This is a genomic window from Pseudalkalibacillus sp. A8 (genome assembly GCF_045920555.1).
Lineage (GTDB): Bacteria > Bacillota > Bacilli > Bacillales > Fictibacillaceae > Pseudalkalibacillus.
Genome location: NZ_CP174509.1, coordinates 5,583,852 through 5,601,365 on the forward strand (window position 1 = coordinate 5,583,852; position 17,514 = coordinate 5,601,365).

At 36.6% G+C, this 17,514-nt stretch carries 16 protein-coding genes and 4 pseudogenes; 6 read left to right on the plus strand and 14 right to left on the minus strand.

Going from position 1 to position 17,514, the window contains the following annotated elements:
* Positions 1-24: 24 nt before the first annotated feature.
* Complete coding sequence (locus ACJROX_RS27980) at positions 25-933, minus strand: MBL fold metallo-hydrolase (protein WP_408008448.1); 909 nt, start codon at positions 931-933, stop codon at positions 25-27.
* A gap of 14 nt (positions 934-947) precedes the next feature.
* Entirely contained in the window at positions 948-1,205 is a 258-nt protein-coding gene (locus ACJROX_RS27985) for an S-layer homology domain-containing protein (RefSeq protein WP_408008449.1), read from the minus strand.
* A gap of 85 nt (positions 1,206-1,290) precedes the next feature.
* Here ACJROX_RS27985 and ACJROX_RS27990 point away from each other — a divergent pair, with 85 nt between their 5' ends.
* Together ACJROX_RS27990 and ACJROX_RS27995 are read left to right on the plus strand one after the other, a co-directional pair.
* A complete protein-coding gene (locus tag ACJROX_RS27990; RefSeq protein WP_408008450.1) occupies positions 1,291-1,737 on the plus strand; it encodes an S-layer homology domain-containing protein in 447 nt (148 codons plus the stop codon).
* 508 nt (positions 1,738-2,245) lie between these two features.
* Positions 2,246-2,660: pseudogene (locus ACJROX_RS27995) on the plus strand (transposase); the annotation flags it as partial.
* 163 nt (positions 2,661-2,823) lie between these two features.
* Here ACJROX_RS27995 and ACJROX_RS28000 read toward each other — a convergent pair.
* Positions 2,824-3,165: a hypothetical protein gene (locus tag ACJROX_RS28000; RefSeq protein WP_408008451.1), complete on the minus strand. Its 342-nt coding sequence runs from the start codon at positions 3,163-3,165 to the stop codon at positions 2,824-2,826.
* Positions 3,166-3,402: 237 nt separating this feature from the next.
* Between ACJROX_RS28000 and ACJROX_RS28005 the strand changes: the two are divergent.
* Positions 3,403-3,603: pseudogene (locus tag ACJROX_RS28005) on the plus strand (transposase); the annotation flags it as partial.
* A gap of 57 nt (positions 3,604-3,660) precedes the next feature.
* Here the strand turns inward: ACJROX_RS28005 and ACJROX_RS28010 are convergent.
* Positions 3,661-3,942 (minus strand): annotated as a pseudogene (locus tag ACJROX_RS28010) (NUDIX domain-containing protein); the annotation flags it as partial.
* On the minus strand, positions 3,902-4,402 hold the full coding sequence (locus ACJROX_RS28015) for a hypothetical protein (protein WP_408008452.1): 501 nt from the start codon (positions 4,400-4,402) through the stop codon (positions 3,902-3,904). The gene ACJROX_RS28015 and the pseudogene ACJROX_RS28010, both read right to left, overlap by 41 nt.
* Before the next feature lie 216 nt (positions 4,403-4,618).
* Between ACJROX_RS28015 and ACJROX_RS28020 the strand changes: the two genes are divergently transcribed.
* Complete coding sequence (locus ACJROX_RS28020; RefSeq protein WP_408008453.1) at positions 4,619-4,981, plus strand: hypothetical protein; 363 nt, start codon at positions 4,619-4,621, stop codon at positions 4,979-4,981.
* A 157-nt stretch (positions 4,982-5,138) separates the two neighbouring features.
* On the opposite strand, the gene ACJROX_RS28025 is transcribed toward ACJROX_RS28020, so the two are convergent.
* Entirely contained in the window at positions 5,139-7,283 is a 2,145-nt protein-coding gene (locus ACJROX_RS28025) for a CDP-glycerol glycerophosphotransferase family protein (protein ID WP_408008454.1), read from the minus strand.
* Between the two features lie 293 nt (positions 7,284-7,576).
* Positions 7,577-7,801 carry a discoidin domain-containing protein gene (locus ACJROX_RS28030; protein WP_408008455.1) on the minus strand — a complete coding sequence of 75 codons (225 nt, stop codon included), beginning with the start codon at positions 7,799-7,801 and terminating at the stop codon, positions 7,577-7,579.
* A 201-nt stretch (positions 7,802-8,002) separates the two neighbouring features.
* Between ACJROX_RS28030 and ACJROX_RS28035 the strand changes: the two genes are divergently transcribed.
* The gene (locus ACJROX_RS28035; protein WP_408008456.1) at positions 8,003-8,548 is read left to right on the plus strand and encodes a hypothetical protein; all 546 of its coding nucleotides are present in this window, start codon (positions 8,003-8,005) and stop codon (positions 8,546-8,548) included.
* A gap of 418 nt (positions 8,549-8,966) precedes the next feature.
* Here the strand turns inward: ACJROX_RS28035 and ACJROX_RS28040 are convergent, their stop codons facing one another.
* The gene (locus ACJROX_RS28040; RefSeq protein ID WP_408008457.1) at positions 8,967-10,160 is read right to left on the minus strand and encodes an IS110 family transposase; all 1,194 of its coding nucleotides are present in this window, start codon (positions 10,158-10,160) and stop codon (positions 8,967-8,969) included.
* Positions 10,161-10,506: 346 nt separating this feature from the next.
* Between ACJROX_RS28040 and ACJROX_RS28045 the strand changes: the two are divergent.
* Positions 10,507-11,142: pseudogene (locus tag ACJROX_RS28045) on the plus strand (RNA-guided endonuclease InsQ/TnpB family protein).
* A 160-nt stretch (positions 11,143-11,302) separates the two neighbouring features.
* On the opposite strand, the gene ACJROX_RS28050 reads toward ACJROX_RS28045, so the two are convergent.
* From ACJROX_RS28050 to ACJROX_RS28075, 6 genes are all read right to left on the minus strand, one after another.
* Complete coding sequence (locus tag ACJROX_RS28050; protein ID WP_408008458.1) at positions 11,303-12,259, minus strand: aminopeptidase; 957 nt, start codon at positions 12,257-12,259, stop codon at positions 11,303-11,305.
* A complete protein-coding gene (locus ACJROX_RS28055; protein WP_408008459.1) occupies positions 12,246-13,139 on the minus strand; it encodes a DMT family transporter in 894 nt (297 codons plus the stop codon). Before ACJROX_RS28055 ends, ACJROX_RS28050 begins: the two co-directional genes overlap by 14 nt.
* Before the next feature lie 50 nt (positions 13,140-13,189).
* A complete protein-coding gene (locus ACJROX_RS28060) occupies positions 13,190-13,846 on the minus strand; it encodes an AroM family protein (RefSeq protein WP_408008460.1) in 657 nt (218 codons plus the stop codon).
* Between the two features lie 2 nt (positions 13,847-13,848).
* Positions 13,849-14,787, minus strand: a complete 939-nt coding sequence (locus ACJROX_RS28065) for a DUF1177 domain-containing protein (protein ID WP_408008461.1) — start codon at positions 14,785-14,787, stop codon at positions 13,849-13,851.
* Positions 14,788-14,810: 23 nt separating this feature from the next.
* On the minus strand, positions 14,811-15,851 hold the full coding sequence (locus ACJROX_RS28070) for a DUF917 domain-containing protein (protein ID WP_408008462.1): 1,041 nt from the start codon (positions 15,849-15,851) through the stop codon (positions 14,811-14,813).
* 77 nt (positions 15,852-15,928) lie between these two features.
* Positions 15,929-17,506, minus strand: coding sequence for an OPT/YSL family transporter (locus ACJROX_RS28075; RefSeq protein ID WP_408008463.1), 1,578 nt, complete (start codon positions 17,504-17,506; stop codon positions 15,929-15,931).
* Positions 17,507-17,514: the final 8 nt, after the last annotated feature.

Consider the following 17,514-nt stretch of genomic DNA (forward strand, 5'->3'; position numbering starts at 1 on the left):
TCCCTTGTGGATCATATAAATGAGCTACGTCCCCCGAGTTGTTCCATATATAGGCGTTTGACCAAAGTAATTGTGATGGTGGATTATGAGTAGCTCCCCTCCAGCAACAATTTTTACTGTAGAGCCTTTCTTTAATACAAAGTCACCCGGAAAGTAAAATGTCTGATTCCCCTCTACACTTACTAATCTCCATCCACCCATTGGAATATCTTGCGTATCCATATTTTTGATCGTTACATACTCATCACTTAGGCTTAAATCAGTAATATCCAAATTCCCTGTTACAGGAATTGGTTCAGGTTCTGGATCTACATCCGTTCCACAACTATCGTTCCCCATAAATGGATCTGCATCTACATTATAATTATTTCCATTCGTTGTTACCATAATAGAACCTGCATCACAAGTTGAATATAATGTTGATCCAAAATCCCACATACGGTTAACTACTTTAGAATTAGGATGGCCATAGCTGTTATTTCCATAAGAAAGGATACCTACTTCTGGGTTCACGGCATTAACAAATGATTGAGAAGTTGAAGTGGATGATCCATGATGCCCAAGTTTTAGAATTTCTGCTTCAACATCATATTTTTGAATCATTTCAGCTTCATTATCAACACTTGCATCTCCTGTTAACATAAAATCAATATCACCGTGGGAAACCTTTAATACTACAGACGATTCATTTAGATCACTACTACTATTCAAAGCATTTAATACTTTGATGTTTAATACATCATCAAATTCCAGAATAGACCCTTCAACTGCAGTTTCAAACGGAATATCTTTCTCATCAATTAAGCTTAGATATTCATAATAAGTATCGGTTGTATGAGATTTACCACTATCCAAGATCTTTTGAACCTGAACCTGTTCTAATACATTGATAAGTCCGCCAATATGATCAGCATCGGGATGAGTGGCTACCATTAAATCTATTGATGTTATACCAGCTTGTTAACTAACCCTTTTTCTGCAGCCAATGCAATTGCATCATAGTAAAAGTTATCTTCAGATAAATCAGTAAATCCAGGGTCCTTTGTTGCAGTTTCACCTGGATATATCGCCTTAACAAGCATTAAAGCAGCTTGAGCGCGAGTAATATTATCCTTTGGCCCGAATTTCCCGTTTCCGTAACCATTAATAATATTAAGATCAGCTAAATAATATATCTCTTCTTCAGCCCACGGAACCTTATCCAAATCTGTAAAATGTGAATAGGCCTCTGGTTATCCGGATGGAACCTTCCGTTATAATGCTTACATAACTCGTGCAGAAACGGCTGTTATGATTGACAATGCCTATAATATTGACCGTAAAAGAAGCACTAATGGCTTTAAGGATTTAAGTAATGTACCTTGGGCATTAGAAAGTATTCTTGATCTATCCTCACACAAAATTTTTAATGGTTATACAGATGGCACATTTCGTCCGAAAAACAACATTACTCGCGCTGAATTTTCAGTTGTTCTTGCATACACTATCAATCCAGATTTTAGACCTTTAGATGATCTATTAGTACATTTTATCGATGTGGGGCAAGGAGATAGTATACTTTTAGAATCTCCTTCAGGGAAAACAATTCTGATTGACGGTGGTAGAAAGTCTGCTGGTCAGGTAGTTGTTGATTACCTTGCTACCTTGGTGTTATTTAGAAATGAGAACATCAAAGTAAAGACTAGTAAAAATGAAAAAAATTTCTTCAAAACAACCCCTCCTATATTATTCTCGTAAACCATTATATAGGAAATGAAGGGATTTTTGGTTATTTATTGAATATTAAATCAAAAAATTTGAAAGTACACTCATAAGTTTGTATGAATAGAAGAGATGTAACCGATGAGGAAATGGAAATGGAATTGGTTAGGGTTTTAGTTCGAGAGAAAAAGAATGGATCGGGGATAAAATTTTAAACAATTGTTGATATAGATTTTGCGATCTGATCAGTTATTAATCGCTTTAGAGAATTCTCAATCATACATATCTGCTTTAAATAAAATGACTACAAGAAATATGGACAGCAAAGTAATAATGACTTCAGCAAAGCACTTAATTCAAAGGATTGTCGATGGATTATCATCTGATATTAAATCTTCTCCAGGAGAACGACATAGGTGTGGCGTGTGGATGGAGATTGAAAACGAATTAATTTTATCAATAGCCAGTTCTGATTTCCCTTCACATTACATAGGTAATAGAAAGCTAAGTTTAGACCACTCATTAACAGGGAAATCATATATAGAAATGGCATTCCATCTGTATTCTCGTCGATTTATATAATCGTAAAATCATTGGCTACAGTGCTGGTTCTCATAAGAGTTCAACGTGCCTTTGCATCCGTTCCATACAATCTTCATCAGCTCGAATTATTCCACACCGACCGAGGAAGTGAGTTTAAAAACCAACTCATCGATCAGGCACTCAAAACCTGTGGTATTGAGCGATCCTTAAGTGAAAAAGGAACGCCCTATGACAACGCTGTCGCTGAAGCTACCTTTAAGACCATCAAAACAGAGTTTGTCCACGGTCGTACCTTTCCTAACCAACACGAACTTGACCTTGAACTTTTTGATTATGTTCATTGGTTCAATCATATTCGCATTCATGGATCACTAGATTACTTAACCCCAACAGAATACAAGTCAATGAACCTTTAAAATCTGTCCAGTTTAGTGTTGACATACCAAGGTAGGGTAACTCTTCTCTAGTAGATTTGGTCGTTTACTCTGAGGGGTACCCTACCTCTTTTTTGTCTTAAATTGTTTACACAAACTGTCTTACGTCATCTTAAGAGAACAGGCATAAAACTTTTGATTTGAATTAAGCACTATCATCTAAACGTACATGCATATACTGACCGGCTATTTGATTATCCTCATCAAGTTGAACCTGAACAGCTCGCACACTACTGATAAATGTCTTAGTGTTTTCAAAGTTCGCAATGGCCGCGCCCGGTATAGTTCGATTTACTTGAGTTCCATTAAATAGAATATATCTAATATTTATATCTACACTTGAGTTATTTATAATAGATACTGCATAATTTTCTGGAACTGCATTTTCAATTAGGGCAGAGAACGGGGCACCCGGAGTAGCATTAAATCCAAATGTCCCTTTCGCAATAACTTTACCAGCACCTTCTGTGTTCTCTGGAAAAGGCAAAATAATCAACTCCTTTTAATTATTTTCACTCTATCGAATACAGGTTTAATTAATAACTTATTTACTTCTTTTTTAATGATAGAGTTACAACTATATTATGTCTCTTAATACAGTTCGTATGGACTATGGTAATAGTTACTTTGAATATTTTTATAGTTATGAATCGGCTACACTTGGTTGGACAGATTCGATAAGGTCATATAGACTTAGTTCAAATCAATGCTAAGGGGGATAGATATGACCAGAAGAAATAGAAGAAATTATTCTAAAGAATTTAAAGAACAGATCGTCCAGCTGCACTCTTCAGAAAAACCCAGAGCAGAAATTATTAAAGAATACGAGCTGACACCATCGGCGTTTGATAAGTGGGTTCGCCAATCCCGGACAAACGGATCCTTTGAAGAGAAAGACAATCGTACTCCTGAACAAGAAAAGCTAAGAGGGGTAACAACAGCGTAGCTGTCATTACCTGCAATAGGATGTATTAAATTATAATTCATCACCATTTGAGACCTTGAAGTAATATTCTGGACCTGAGAAAATTCCTAATAACTCAAGCTCTCCAATTGTAAGTCCCGTTTCCTCTTTTACTTCTCTTCTAGCAGTATCCTCTAGACTTTCCCCTAATCCCATTAAACCACCCGGTAATCCCCAACCACCATCTTTTCTATGTTGTAAAAGCAGTTCATTTTTTTCATTTAATACTAAGACAACAGAACCAGTTAAAATTAAAGGTTTATGGCCCACTAATCGTCTTAACGACCGGCTTTTTCCCATCCAGGAACTTGAACACTTTTTGATAATCAAAAACACAACAAGCCTTCCAAGAGTATCCTGGAAACTCATTGTGTGATTTGTCCCCTTTTCCGATATTGTCAGCTGCTAATGCCTCCTGTAGTTCATCAATCGTCGCTTTGGTAGTATCGTCTAATTCATCATACCGATAATCCCCGGCTACACAAATGCCAATGGCCCAATTCCCTACATTGTAAGTTCTCAGCATAATGTCATTAGCATACACAATACGCGCTCTTGGACCTCTTGGCGTATGAACAATATTCTTTGGTTCAATGATAAGATGGTACCCAACACCAGACCAACCTAACGTTATATGGTATTTCCCAAAGGCAACAGCAGTAGATCCTGCCAAAATCTTTTTTGTTAACGAGTGATGCCACGCCCGCCAGCAGTCTTTTAAGCTTGTGTTTCGTTTTGAATAATTACCATTCTTAAGCATTGTTTTTCGATGATCCACTAATTGGGGTAACTTCTCAAAAGCATAAGCCATTGTAAAAACCTTGAAAGAAGAATATAGTTGAAGTTATCTTTCCTTTTTAATATTCCTTTTCCTTATTTCGGCACTGTCACCTATTTTTAAATATCAGGTTTTTTTGTGTATTTTCTAAGAATCAAAATTACAGAAAGAAATATGTAATATAATAGAGAGCTCCCAATGGTTAAGATTAATGTATATCTGAACATAGTTGGTCCTAATGGAAAAGTTAATATTACAATACCACCAATTAAACCTCCTGCAATTATGTACATCACTATCTTGTATAAGAAAATAAGTTTAGTAAATCTCATTTTTTTAACGATCCACTCGATCAATAAAGAAGTCGGGACGCCTATGAATAAAAACACTGGCAAAGAAAAAATGAATACAAGACTAGATGGATCTCCTACAACTGCACCTACACCTGGATTCTTTGGAGGAGGAAAAATGATATTAATAATAACAGCTAACATAACTGAGGAGATGAACGCTGTTAGGATTTTTATAAATACGCCCAATATAAAGTCTCCCATAATCTAATAATCACTGAGATTATTTAGTTTTAGCCCACTTAACACGTATTCAGACATATCGAACCTTCCAGAAATACTGCCCGTTTATTGAATTGGAATATTCTGTATAACTCTAATTTGAAAGACCGGTCCCTCTCACAACGATTTTTAATGTTTTGAGATTGTTAGTTAACCTCAAATACTTCTTTGACGACTTTTTCAGAGGCTTTGCCGTCGTCCCATGAACAGAATTTCTCATAAAAGCGACCATACTTTTCTTTGTATTGGTTATGGACATGTTCAATATTTTCAATCGTTGAGATTACCTCATCCGTTGTTTTTAACAGCGGGCCAGGCACATCCTCTTCAATGTCGATATAGAATCCACGCAATGTATCGCGATAATTTTCCAAATCATACGTGTAGAAGAGAATCGGTCGGCGCAGGTTGGCGTAATCAAAGAACACAGAAGAGTAATCCGTGATCAGGATATCTGATACTAAATAAAGCTCTGCGATATCATCATAGGTTGATAGATCAAAAGCGAATCCTTCAAATTCTGTAATGTCCAGTTGGTTTGCAATGAAATAGTGCATTCTCAAAAGAACGACATACTCATCACCGAGCTGCTCTTTCATTTTTTGAAGATCCAATTGTAAGGTGAATCTGTATTTACCAGCTTCAAAAAAGTCATTATCCCGCCATGTCGGTGCATATAGGACTACCTTTTTATCAACGGGGATATTGAGATTTCGTTTAAGCTCGTTGATCGTCGCTTCATCATTTCCTGTATAGAGGATGTCGTTCCTCGGATATCCGTATTCAAGCATGGTTTTATCATACTTAAAAGCACTTCCGAAAATCTCTGTTGAATATTGGTTGGGAGAAATCAAGTAATCCCACCGTCTTGATTGGATGTACACATCTCGTTTGTAATTCGGATTAGCCGAATGGATATCCTTCATATCAAACACTAGTTTCTTGAGCGGAGTCCCGTGCCAGGTCTGTAGATAAACGTTCCCTTCCCGTTTGTCAAACCGCTTTGGAATCCTCGAGTTGCTTACCCAGTATTTAGCGGTACCCATGTAATAATAATACTTGAGGCTGAATCGTTTGATTTGCTTCGAATTACCAAGAATTTTCTTCCCAGGCTCTTTAAAAATCCAGATAAAATCGTAGTCCGGGTGATTTTTCAGCATATATTCATAGATATATTTCGGGTTATCGGAATAGTTTTTCCCTAAGAAGCTTTCAAACAAGACTGTCTTCTCTTTTAACGGGAGTTTCGTAAATACGGATCGATATAATTGCGTGTAGAGTTTTGTTCTACCACTTAAAGCATATTTCACTTTTCTTAATCGTTGATGTAATCGATTGATTGACTCGAATTTTTCTCGATTATTTTTCACCAATGCATTCAGTTCTCTTCGAACAATGATGCTTTTCTTAGATAACAACTGTTGGTCCAATTTTGTTGCGAATGAAACAAGTTGCTTATAAATCAAGTTGATGTTGTTTTCTTCTTTTAAGAACGTAACAATCGTTTTCCTGTAAAAATTGATCATATGGTTGTCTAAAAAATTAACAGCTTCGCTATTGTCTCTGTAGTCTTCTTTCAGTTGATTGTAAATGGTGATGAAATCCTTGATCCTTATCTCCGCATCCAACTGCAGGATTGCTGGGTTCGTGATGGGATCATTTCTTTTCCTTTTGAAGTAAAAGGCGTTTTTTATATAAGGGACCTCATCCATATCGACTAAAAGAGGCAAAATAAAGGACAGATCTGAATAACAATCTACCTCTTCTGAAAAACGGATATTCTTGTCCTTTACTAAGTCTTTAGAGATAAGCCTATGTAATACTGATCGATTTTTAAATACCTTTTTGATGTTATTTTGATAAACATGAACGTCTGGATCCACTTCAGTATCCAGGGCCACCGCGGTTTCTTCATTTTCATGGCTTATCGTCGTCCTGACTTGCTTTCCAGTAACCATCTTATGGTCTGTGATGTTCTTCATTAGGAGTTGTAAGGTACTCTCCCCAAGATAATCATCACTATCCATGAAATATATGTAATCACCTGTAGACTTTTCTATTCCGAGGTTACGGGCTGCTCCCACGCCTTTACGTACTTTCTGGTGGAAAACTTTTATTCTATTATCAATTTTCGAAAGTTCATTTATTTTATTTGTACAAGTTGGACCAGACCCATCGTTGATTAAAAGAAGCTCGAAATTTCCAAAACTCTGCATAATAATCGAAAAAATACATTCCTCTAAAAATTCTTCAGTATTATATATAGGTACTATGATAGAGATCTTATTCATTTCATTCTCCCCTCTTGAAGTTACCAGTTGTAAGACTCTACCATATTAGACGAATATAACGGTAAAAAGATTCATTTTTGTAAAAAAATTATAATTATTGGATATTAGTAACAATGGGATAATAAGAAGAAATGAAGAAATACAACAAATTATTGTAGTATCGGTGCCTGGCACCTTTTGAAAAGCGTTGGGGGAGAAAGGAACTAAAATAGCGCCAGGCACCATCTGAGAAGCCTTGTGGCGCAAGGGATTGAAAATGGTGCCTGGCACTGAAGATTTAAAGGGAGATATAGTTAATTCACGATAAATTCTCTTATTTGTGCCCAGCTTGTTTGGTCGGTCAGGACCTTGAACCTTATGAATCTTGCTTGTTCTTCCTCTTCTAACGAGAGGGAGATTTCTGGTTCATCCCCGTATTCGCCTATTACCCGCCAGTTACTTCCATCTGTTGAGATTTCGATTGCCCCATGGGTAATATAATCATTTGGTCTTGGTACGGAGCCGCTTGTTGATGCCATATTTCACCGAAAATTTTATTAGTTCTACATATATTTACAATATTTTTTGCATATGGTAAACTTTTATGTATAAAGGAAACGTTTTATCCCATAAGGCATATATTTTCAGGAAAAATCTAATTAATTTTAATATTTTTTTAACAAAAAAATTGCCCTACGGAAAAATAAATGCCCTAATGGAGAGTAAGGAGGAATCTTTAAATGAAAATAATAAAAAATGAAAAAATAGATTTTTTTTCATCTCTTATTGTTTTAATGCGTATTCTTTTTGGAGTAGGTTGGTTACTAGCAGGGATAACCAAAATTACCGAAAAATCATGGTTTAAAGAACCAAGTTTATTTTTGAGAGAATATCTATTAGATTCTTTACAAAAATCCAATGTCCCATCCTTTTATAAGTTTTTCCTAGAAAATATAGCTTTAGAACAAGTGATGGTATTGAACTATGTTATCCCAATTGTCCAAATTATACTTGGTATATTCCTTATAGCAGGTTTATTTACCATTCCTTCTCTCCTTGTTTGTCTCTTTATGCACATAAACTTCATTCTTTCTGGAAATATGAATTTAATAAGTCTTGTTCTTTATACAAGTGCATTTTCATTAATAATTTTCAGATCAGATTTATATTATCTCAGTCTCGATAAATATTTTAAGTTAGATACTCTTTTGAATATCAATAGAAAGAAAAGAAGAAAAACTGTCTCCATGCTATCTAACAAAGAAAAACTAACTATTAATTCTTAAATCTTTACATTTTCAATTAAATAACATTGTACTAATCCAATAAAACAACCCTAAAATATTAAACAATACAAAAGCATATAATAAAATTGTAGTAACCTTCAATATAATTCCCCCATACTACTCTATATTAGCTAACATTAACAGTATAAATTATATTCTAATGGACTTAATGTTTGTAAAAAATTGAAAACCGTCATTATAATTAGTGACGGTTTCATATTGCTTTCATTAGATGTACTGGTACCGTTCACCTTGCTTAATGTTAAACCAATAATAACTTATTCCACAATACCAGCTAATAAGAGGTCAATAGCTAAGGTAAAATTCTTTTTATAAACATGATACAATAAAAAATAACATGCCAAATAACCTCCCTAATGTTAATGGAAGGTTATGGAAATATGTTTATGTGTTAACCTTATACAAAGGTTTCTTTACGTTTAAGCATATAATATAACCAATAGATGAGTTTGTTCATGCAGGCTCCCATAACGACCTTGTGGGGTTTCCCCTCTTCTCGCTTCCTTTGGTAATAAGCGATGAGTTTTGGGTTGCGAGACTTGCGTAAACCGCATTGCACAGCGCTATACAAAGCCTGACGCAACTTACTTGAACCACGCTTGGTCATTCGGTTTTGGGTTGCTTTAAATTTTCCTGATTCATGAACTCTGGGGTCAATCCCTGAAAAAGCAACTAACTTCTTTGGGTGATGAAAGCGATCGATTTCCCCAACTTCAGACAGGATTGTTGCCGCAATCTTGTCCCCGATTCCTGGGATTGATCGTATTAAATCATATTCATACAATTCTTGAGCCTGGGCATCTATCTCTTCCTTTAATACAGATAGATGCTTTTGGTATTCCAACAGAAGATGAATGTACATCTGTAAACTGATGATTTGGCTTTGGTAGAGCGTCCGTTGAAATGGATCCTGCCTGGCTGCCTCTTTCAACTGTTCAGCCTTCGTCATTGCCCACGCATAAGACCTCGTATGACAGTGCGTTTTAATACGTTCTCCTAATGTCACGCTATCCTCAGCCAAAACCTTTTCTGGTGTAGGAAAATCCAAAAGGAGCGTCAACGAAACCCTTGAATAGATATGTCCAAACACCTTTTTGTACTCAGGAAATAGCTGGTCTAATACGGTTTGAAACTTTAATTTCACTTGGACATAAGAGTCCGTTAACGCATCATGTTGTCTTGTTAGATGACGTAGGTTTAAGGTTTGAACACTTTTTCTCTGATAAGGTTCTAAATCTTCTTTATAGTACAACTCACATAAATGAGCCGCATCCAAAGCATCTGTTTTGACCTTTCTCATCCCCGTTTGCTTTGCCCCATGAGATACAATGGGATTCACGAGATAATACACGATATCATGCTTATCAAAGTACTGTGTCACAGGTTCATGATAATGCCCTGTCGATTCTAAAATCACCGTAGGTGATTGACGTCCTTCTCTTTCTACTTCTTTGTAAAAAGCGTGGAATTGCATAAACCCATCCGTATTATGCTTAAATTTAAAGCTCTTTTTATAAGGCTTCTTTCTTTGTAAATACGCCTGAATCTGGCTTTCTTCTTTCGCTACATCCAGACCGATGACTGGATCCATTCTCGAACCACTCCAATTCTCCCATTTCGCCGGTGCCTCTATCCCCTTGTAGTTTCATATCTTCGCTTGTTATACGAGATCGTTCAGAAACGTCCCAACCAGCCTCACACATGTTTCTACAAGTAGAGGGGAACAGTTTTGTGGACGGGATCATTCAAGTCCCACTGGCCCGTTCGTTCTCCTCCGGCTACTCATATTAAACCATGAAAAATGGCCAACCAGAAAATAACTGGTTGACCTCATAATACGATCTGGCCCGTATACGAAAAGACGCGTTATTCGATAAACCACATAATAAGCACTAAGATTGCACATTACCCGTTGTCTCTTAGGCAACGGGGCAACTGTGTCTAAAGATAACAATCGAACAAATCAAAAATATAAAGTCTATCCAACAGAAGAACAAAAAGAAATACTAGAACGTTGGTTACAATATAGTCGTCAAACCTACAATTCTGCTCTTTTAGATAAAGACCGTAAATATAAACAAAACAAAGAAAATTACAGTCGTTATGATATGCAAAACCAACAAATACTAGATAAAAAGAAATATCCTTTTCTAAAAGAAGTACCTTCCCAGCCTTTACAGGAAGTCTTTGTTCGTCTATAAAAAGCGTTTGAAAGCTTCTTTCGTAAAGATGCAAAATATCCAAAACAGAAAAAGTATAAAGATTATAATAGTATGACTTTCCCTCAATTCGGTTTCAAACCAAATGGGTTATCGAAATCCATTTCGGATGCAGGTTGGGGAATGTTCCGAAACATGCTTTTGTATAAATGCGAAAAGCATGGAGGACTACTGAAAAAAGTAGAACCAAAATACACTTCTCAAGACTGTTCCTATTGTGGGAATCGTGTAAAGAAGTCACTTTCTATTCGTACTCATATTTGTACAAAATGCGGAACAGTGTTGGATAGAGACCAAAACGCAGCACGAAACATCCTACAAAAAGCATTAGAAGAATTACTTGTAACAAACTGAATCATACGAACTGTAGGGCAAGGTTGTGTCCGAACAGTATAATCTACGCCTATGGAGATTATGTAAGACGTAGCGGGAAACCCCTCTACGCAACGGTCTGCGAAACAGGAAGCCCCTTCTTCAAACATCCCGAAAGGGTGTTAAGGAGGGGTCATTCACATTAGACGTCACCATTTGAAATCACTTTATCGCTCCCAATCCAAACTGAAGGTCTTTTAGTCACACAATCTAAATGTACACCTGCGTCTATAGTTCCTCCAAAGGTATGATTTGAACCAAAGGCAATGTGAATAGTTCCGTATGCTTTTTCATCTTCTAAAATATTTCCCGTTACTCGTGCAGCGTTATTCGTTCCAATTCCAAATTCCGCAATGCACCTTCCATCACGTTCACCTAATAACTCTAAAAGTTTTTTACCTTCCGAACCACTTGCAGAAACTAGGCGACCATTTTCTACTTTTAATAAGACTGGATCAGACACTTTTCCAATTCCAGCAATGGAACCATCAATTAAAATTTCACCAAAAGATTTTTCAAGTTGAGGAGCAATATAGCTTTCACCAGATGGAAGATTCCCAGATGCACCGCTTTTTTTAAATACACCTGTGCTGTTAATTCCCTCTCTGCTTTTAATATTAATGGTTAGTAAATACTCATTATTTTGCCCAGTTTGTATTCTTATTTTGTCAGAAATAGTTAGCTTTTCTGCAAATAAGTTTGTAAGTTTCTCAACTTTTTCATAATCAGCTTTCATGGCTCCTTCTGTAAACATATCCATCGTTATCCCTGGCATCGTAATCACTTTTGTTCCTGCTAAGCTTGCTTGTTTCTTAGCTTTTGTATGAGTTAAAGAATGTTGGCAAATGCAAAAACAAATATCAGCGGTTTTCATCATCGATGCTATCGTAGCAGGTGGTTCTTCTCCAGAACGGGATCTCGTTTGCATTAATACGAAATCAGCCTTAAAACCAAGTCTACATAGACTATCAAATACAAGGCGTCCAATTTCCTCTTTTTCAAAATCCGTTAAAACTACAACATGTTCATCTCCAAAAGCACATACATTTTGTTTCATCATATTATTTACGATTGGTAAAAACTCATTAAGCTGACTCAAATTTCCCCTTCTCCTTTCTCTTGTCCTTATTCATTAAGGTAATGCTTATTAAAATAAAAAATAATCCAAAAATCATGCTGCCGGTTACACTCTCATCTAAGAAAAAGTACCCTAACATTAGACTTATTATAGGCATGATATATGTTATAAAAAGTACGTAAACTGGCCCACCATACGAAACTAAATAATAGAATACAACATAGCCAAGCCCTGAGCTTAACATACCCAATATAAGATAAACAGAAAAATTTGTTGGCTCAAATAAGTTCGAATAACTATCCGGTTGAACAAAAAACATCATAATTCCACAAACTATCGTTGCAGTAAACAATGTAGTAAAGGCTAAAATATAGGGAGATGTTTGTTTTTGATACTTACTTGAGAGTATACTTGTGAATGAATAACTAAAGGTGGCAACTAGCAAGATTAGCACACCTAAAATTTCAGTAGATTGAATAGTTTTATTTTGAACGATAAAAATAAAAGCCACTCCAAAAAATCCTAAAAATAAACTTAGCCAGTCCAACGATTTTGGGCGATGTTTTAAAACGATAATACTTAATAACATACCAAAAATAGGTGTAAGTGAATTGATAATTCCTGATAATGTGGTTTCTAAGTATTGCACACTCACTGTCATCAATGTCCATGGTACTGTTGCACCTAATAAACCAATAGTTATTAATGAGGCAGATAGTTTTATCTTTGAGAAAGCCTTTTGTTTGATAAGAAATGGGAGTAAAAACAAAACACCAAACAAACATCTAAAAAAAACGATCGAAATAGGATGAAAATCTACCAATAATATTTTTGTCCAAAAAAATGTTGAGCCCCATAAAGTACTCAACATTAGTAAGGCAAATATATAAATAATACTCACCTCTTTTCTGGTTACATAATAGTAGTAGAAAGAACGGCTAACCGTTCTTTCTATGCTAGTTCTGCTGCAACTCTAGCCACAATACTTCTTGATAAAATCGTTGGGAGACCCGTCACAAATTTTACCATTTGCTTATGCGCTTCATTGTAACCCATGCAATCAAGTATGATGATCGTAGCACCTTTATCCTTTAATTTCCTTGCAGGTCCTTCAAAATCAGATTCTTCATATGGGGATACAGATTCTACAACAACAGGTATATTACCCCATTTATCTACCATTTGCTTTTTTTGTTCTTCTAAAGGAACGAGCAACCCTAACGTCCCATTTCCTAATACAGACTTTCCAACATGTTTTAATATCTGATCTGGGAACAACAATGGTTTCGAATGCGCAAGGGTCGGAAAACTTCCAGTACATACAACGATTGAACTTGATGCCTCTTCTTCTACTTTACTAATTTTTTGTTGTAAATAAGGCAATAGTTTTGATTTTGACAGCTTAACACTTTGGCCATTTCTTAATCTTGAAATGTAAGTAATCTCATCTTTTTCGGGAGCTAATTTCGCGATTTCCACTTCCGATAAATTATCCAAAGCTCCTGCTTCAACAAAGCATATCGCAGGTCCTAACAACACTTGCATTTCGGGAGTTAAATCGATACGAGGCGATTGACCAATCGTAATTAGACCAATCTTCTCACCCATCTTTAAGCGTCCTTTCCAAGAGTTTGTAGTACTTTCATTGAACCGTACAACTCGACAAGATGTTCAAACTCCTTTTCATCATAAAAAGAGATTTTACCTGCTGTAAATTCTTTCGCGACTTCAATGGCAAAGCGAACCGCTTGTGCGATATCCACTTCATGACTAGCACCTGTTCCGCAACCAGGAACTGCTGATTCTGCAGTAATGGCTAACCCTACAACCGGGACATCAGTCGCCACAGATGGTTGAAGAATAGAGTTTATATGATACACTTCATTACCATAAGGAGTAATATCTTGTGTCGTTACCGTAAATGTTGCAGGCAGTTGACCCGATGACATTTCTAAAATGCGTAATAAATCATCACTGAATTTTAAAACGTATCCTTCTTTGACAGTTGGTGAAAGAGCCACACCTTTATGATTAATTATGCGATTGCCCTTTGTAGTATCAATTGATAAAATCGCTTCCATTTCTGGCAGTACTTCATATTTATTCATCGTTAAAATGTCTACAGGTGATCCCATGAAATCTACTGGTTCATGAGGTTGAGTCGGTGCATTTGGACAAATATGCGTCGTCACATAGACATCCCCTTCGAGTCTGTCACCTTTTTGTGACATTTCAGCTAACTTTGCCGCTGCAGCAATCGCGGCCACTGCCCCGTCAGCATCAGACACCAATCCAATACGAGAAGGACGAGCTCCAATTCCTCCAAGTCTCCCAACTAGTCCAAATGTTTTAGTCGACCCACCTGATGATTTTCCATTCTTACCTTTAATTAATATTTTGATAAAATCGGTTGATCCTTTATCCCCTTGGACTGTTTCACAAGATGCTTCTACATACTCATACTCTTTAAAATACTCAATAATTTTTTCCCCATTTATTGATAGGTCATCTAGTATTTCGATAAATTGCATTGTAAATTGAAGTGACATTTTCCTTCTCCCTTTCTCTAAAACTAATTAAATACTATTTGTTTATTTACGATAGACTCTACTGTTTTAAGTAACCCTTTGTTGGACATCGTCGAACTTAGTAAAAGGTGTTCCTTCGGTACAGACAAAACCGCGATATTACGCCCATTTTCGATTTCTGCACTAACAATAGGTAGTCCTGTTTCTATGTCAAAGGTCATCAATAAATCAGGAAATGTTCCTTTGCGCTCGCCATTGACTTCTGCTGTCATATACTCATTCCAAAATGTTAGTTCTAAATCATCGACATATAACGTTCCAACATCAAAGCCGCCTTTTGTTACAATTGAGTAGTCATGTGTTTTCCCTACTTTAATCACACGACCTTGAAGTTTCGAAGCAACTGCCTCTATTTTATGATGTGGATCTTTTTCTTTTAAAAATACTTCCCCTAAAGCAATTGCTTGGTTAATTCCTCCAACAGCTGCATTTTCCTTAATATAGCCAATTTGCACAGGGTTTCTCGCTACACCAACTATACCGCCTGCTTCTACAGACATTTGCCGAACAACATTGGAAGTATATTGAATAGTCCCATTCACAAAACCAGAAATTTCATAACTACCTTTCCCACCAGCAGCCGCTTGATAAGAAGTATATCCATCCATTACTAATAAGTTCATAGACCCCATGGACGCTGTTGGATGTGCTCGTCCATTACATGGAGCGTCGATAACAGGTAATCCTGTTAAAGCCGCTTGGATCCAACCATTTACTGTTGTAGCAGCCCCATTTTCATTTGTCATTATCGCCTTTACTGGACTATGAAAATTCTTTTGAAGCATTTCCATTGTTGAATACAGCTGTTTTGCATTAACATATTGATGTTTAGCAGCAGGTGCTCCAACGAGAGATACACACGCTACATAATCTTCTTCTTGTAGTTGATCGACAGTGACGAGGTTCACTTCTCCAATTTCCAATGCTAATTTTCCCTTTTGCAAACCATCGTGAATCCATCCACCACCACCGCCGCCTAATATAGCACCACCGTATACGGCTTGTTCCATTAATTGAAAGTCCATCGTTCTCTTCTCCAATTTTCCACTTCCTTTATTTGATTCCATCTATCGATTAACACCATTCTAATTAGACTAAAAGACTATCTCGCTTTCCAAATCGAAGTAAAGAAGCTATATATTGCATCACCTGCAATAAAGCCTGCTGCTGTCGTAAACATTGCCGCCTCTGCTTCTGGTCCACGAACTTTAAGAATGATTAAGCGTAATACAATTCCTGAAAGAACTGCCCACCCAGCAATAGGGAATGTAATAAGTAGCCCTGTTGCAAACAATACTCCCATTTGTCGCTTAGGTCCTCCGATAAATTGGATGAATGCACCTGGAATCGCCCATAGAAGTAAGTACATCCCTGCGCTTCCTGTAATACCTGCCTCAATCGTTGTAGCGTACACTCGGTCAACAGGCGGAACTAGATCTTGTGCAAAGAATACGTTGTGAAAGCAAGCGACCATAATAATAGCAACTCCCAAGCCAATTAAGGCTGATTTTAATTGCATTTTCCGGCCATATAACTCCTTTTTGATATCTGTTGTTTTTCGAATTAATACGCCACTTTTAAAGTCATAGCCTAAGTCTGCAAATGCTGGTCCAGTTGCTGCTGTGTAACCTACTAAGAAAGCTAATGCAATTGGTGGAAAACCAAGAAGCATACCAACAATTAACGAAATTAAGGTTACAGCAAATGCTGGGAACCACCCTGAGTGCATCGCTGCAACTCCTACAATGATTTGTGTTACAAGTGCTGCAAGTGCTGCAAATAGTAAAAATAATAATAATTGTCCAAATGACAATTCAGAAACTAGTCCACCAATGAGTGCCACGATAAGGGCGCCACCGATAAAAGCAAGATAACCAAATCCGAATGCTCTTGTAACCTCTTTTTCTGATCGGGTATTGACCCATTTTTCATCAACTGTCGTTGCTGCTACTTCTTCTAAACGTGCTTTACGATCTTTTGTAATCATAGTAATAAATTGAATAAGTGCTACTAAACCCGCACCAATCATCATCCCGTGAGGAATATAAAAATCATCTAAATTTACATTAAATATAGGAAGAGAGTATCCTTTAATAAGTAGACCGATACCAAATATAGATAATGCCCATATATTTCCTATAAAGGCTACACCGAAAGCCGACATTGGGATCCCTGCCCACGCGCCTGCAATACCTCCAGCAATTCCGATTCCAAGAAATTTTGCTTTTTTTCCACCTTGATCTCCAGCTTTTAACGCTTCTGCAGTCGCAACTCCAGGAGGCCAAGCTTCATTTGCGCCAAATAATTTAGAATCAAACACTTTATAAAGAATTAATGCATCAATTATTAAAGCAATTCCTGCACCGATAAGCATCGGGATAATGAGATCTGGTCTTCCTAAAACGAATGGTAAACCAATTGGAATGAGTAAACTATTGGCTGCACCAAATGTTGCTGAAGAAATTGTTGTTTGCAATAGATTTTGATTTTCCAATGATTTATAACGATAAAAAAGTTGCATAGGAATACGTGCAATAAGAATCGCTATAAGTGCTCCAATAATAGACGTATTAGGAGTAATCCCTAAAGTTACTATTATTTGCATTCCGATAATAGCTCCAAGGATGGCAACTAAAATGGAAAAAATAACGAAAGAAATATCAAACCTTTGTTGCTTCATAGAATCTC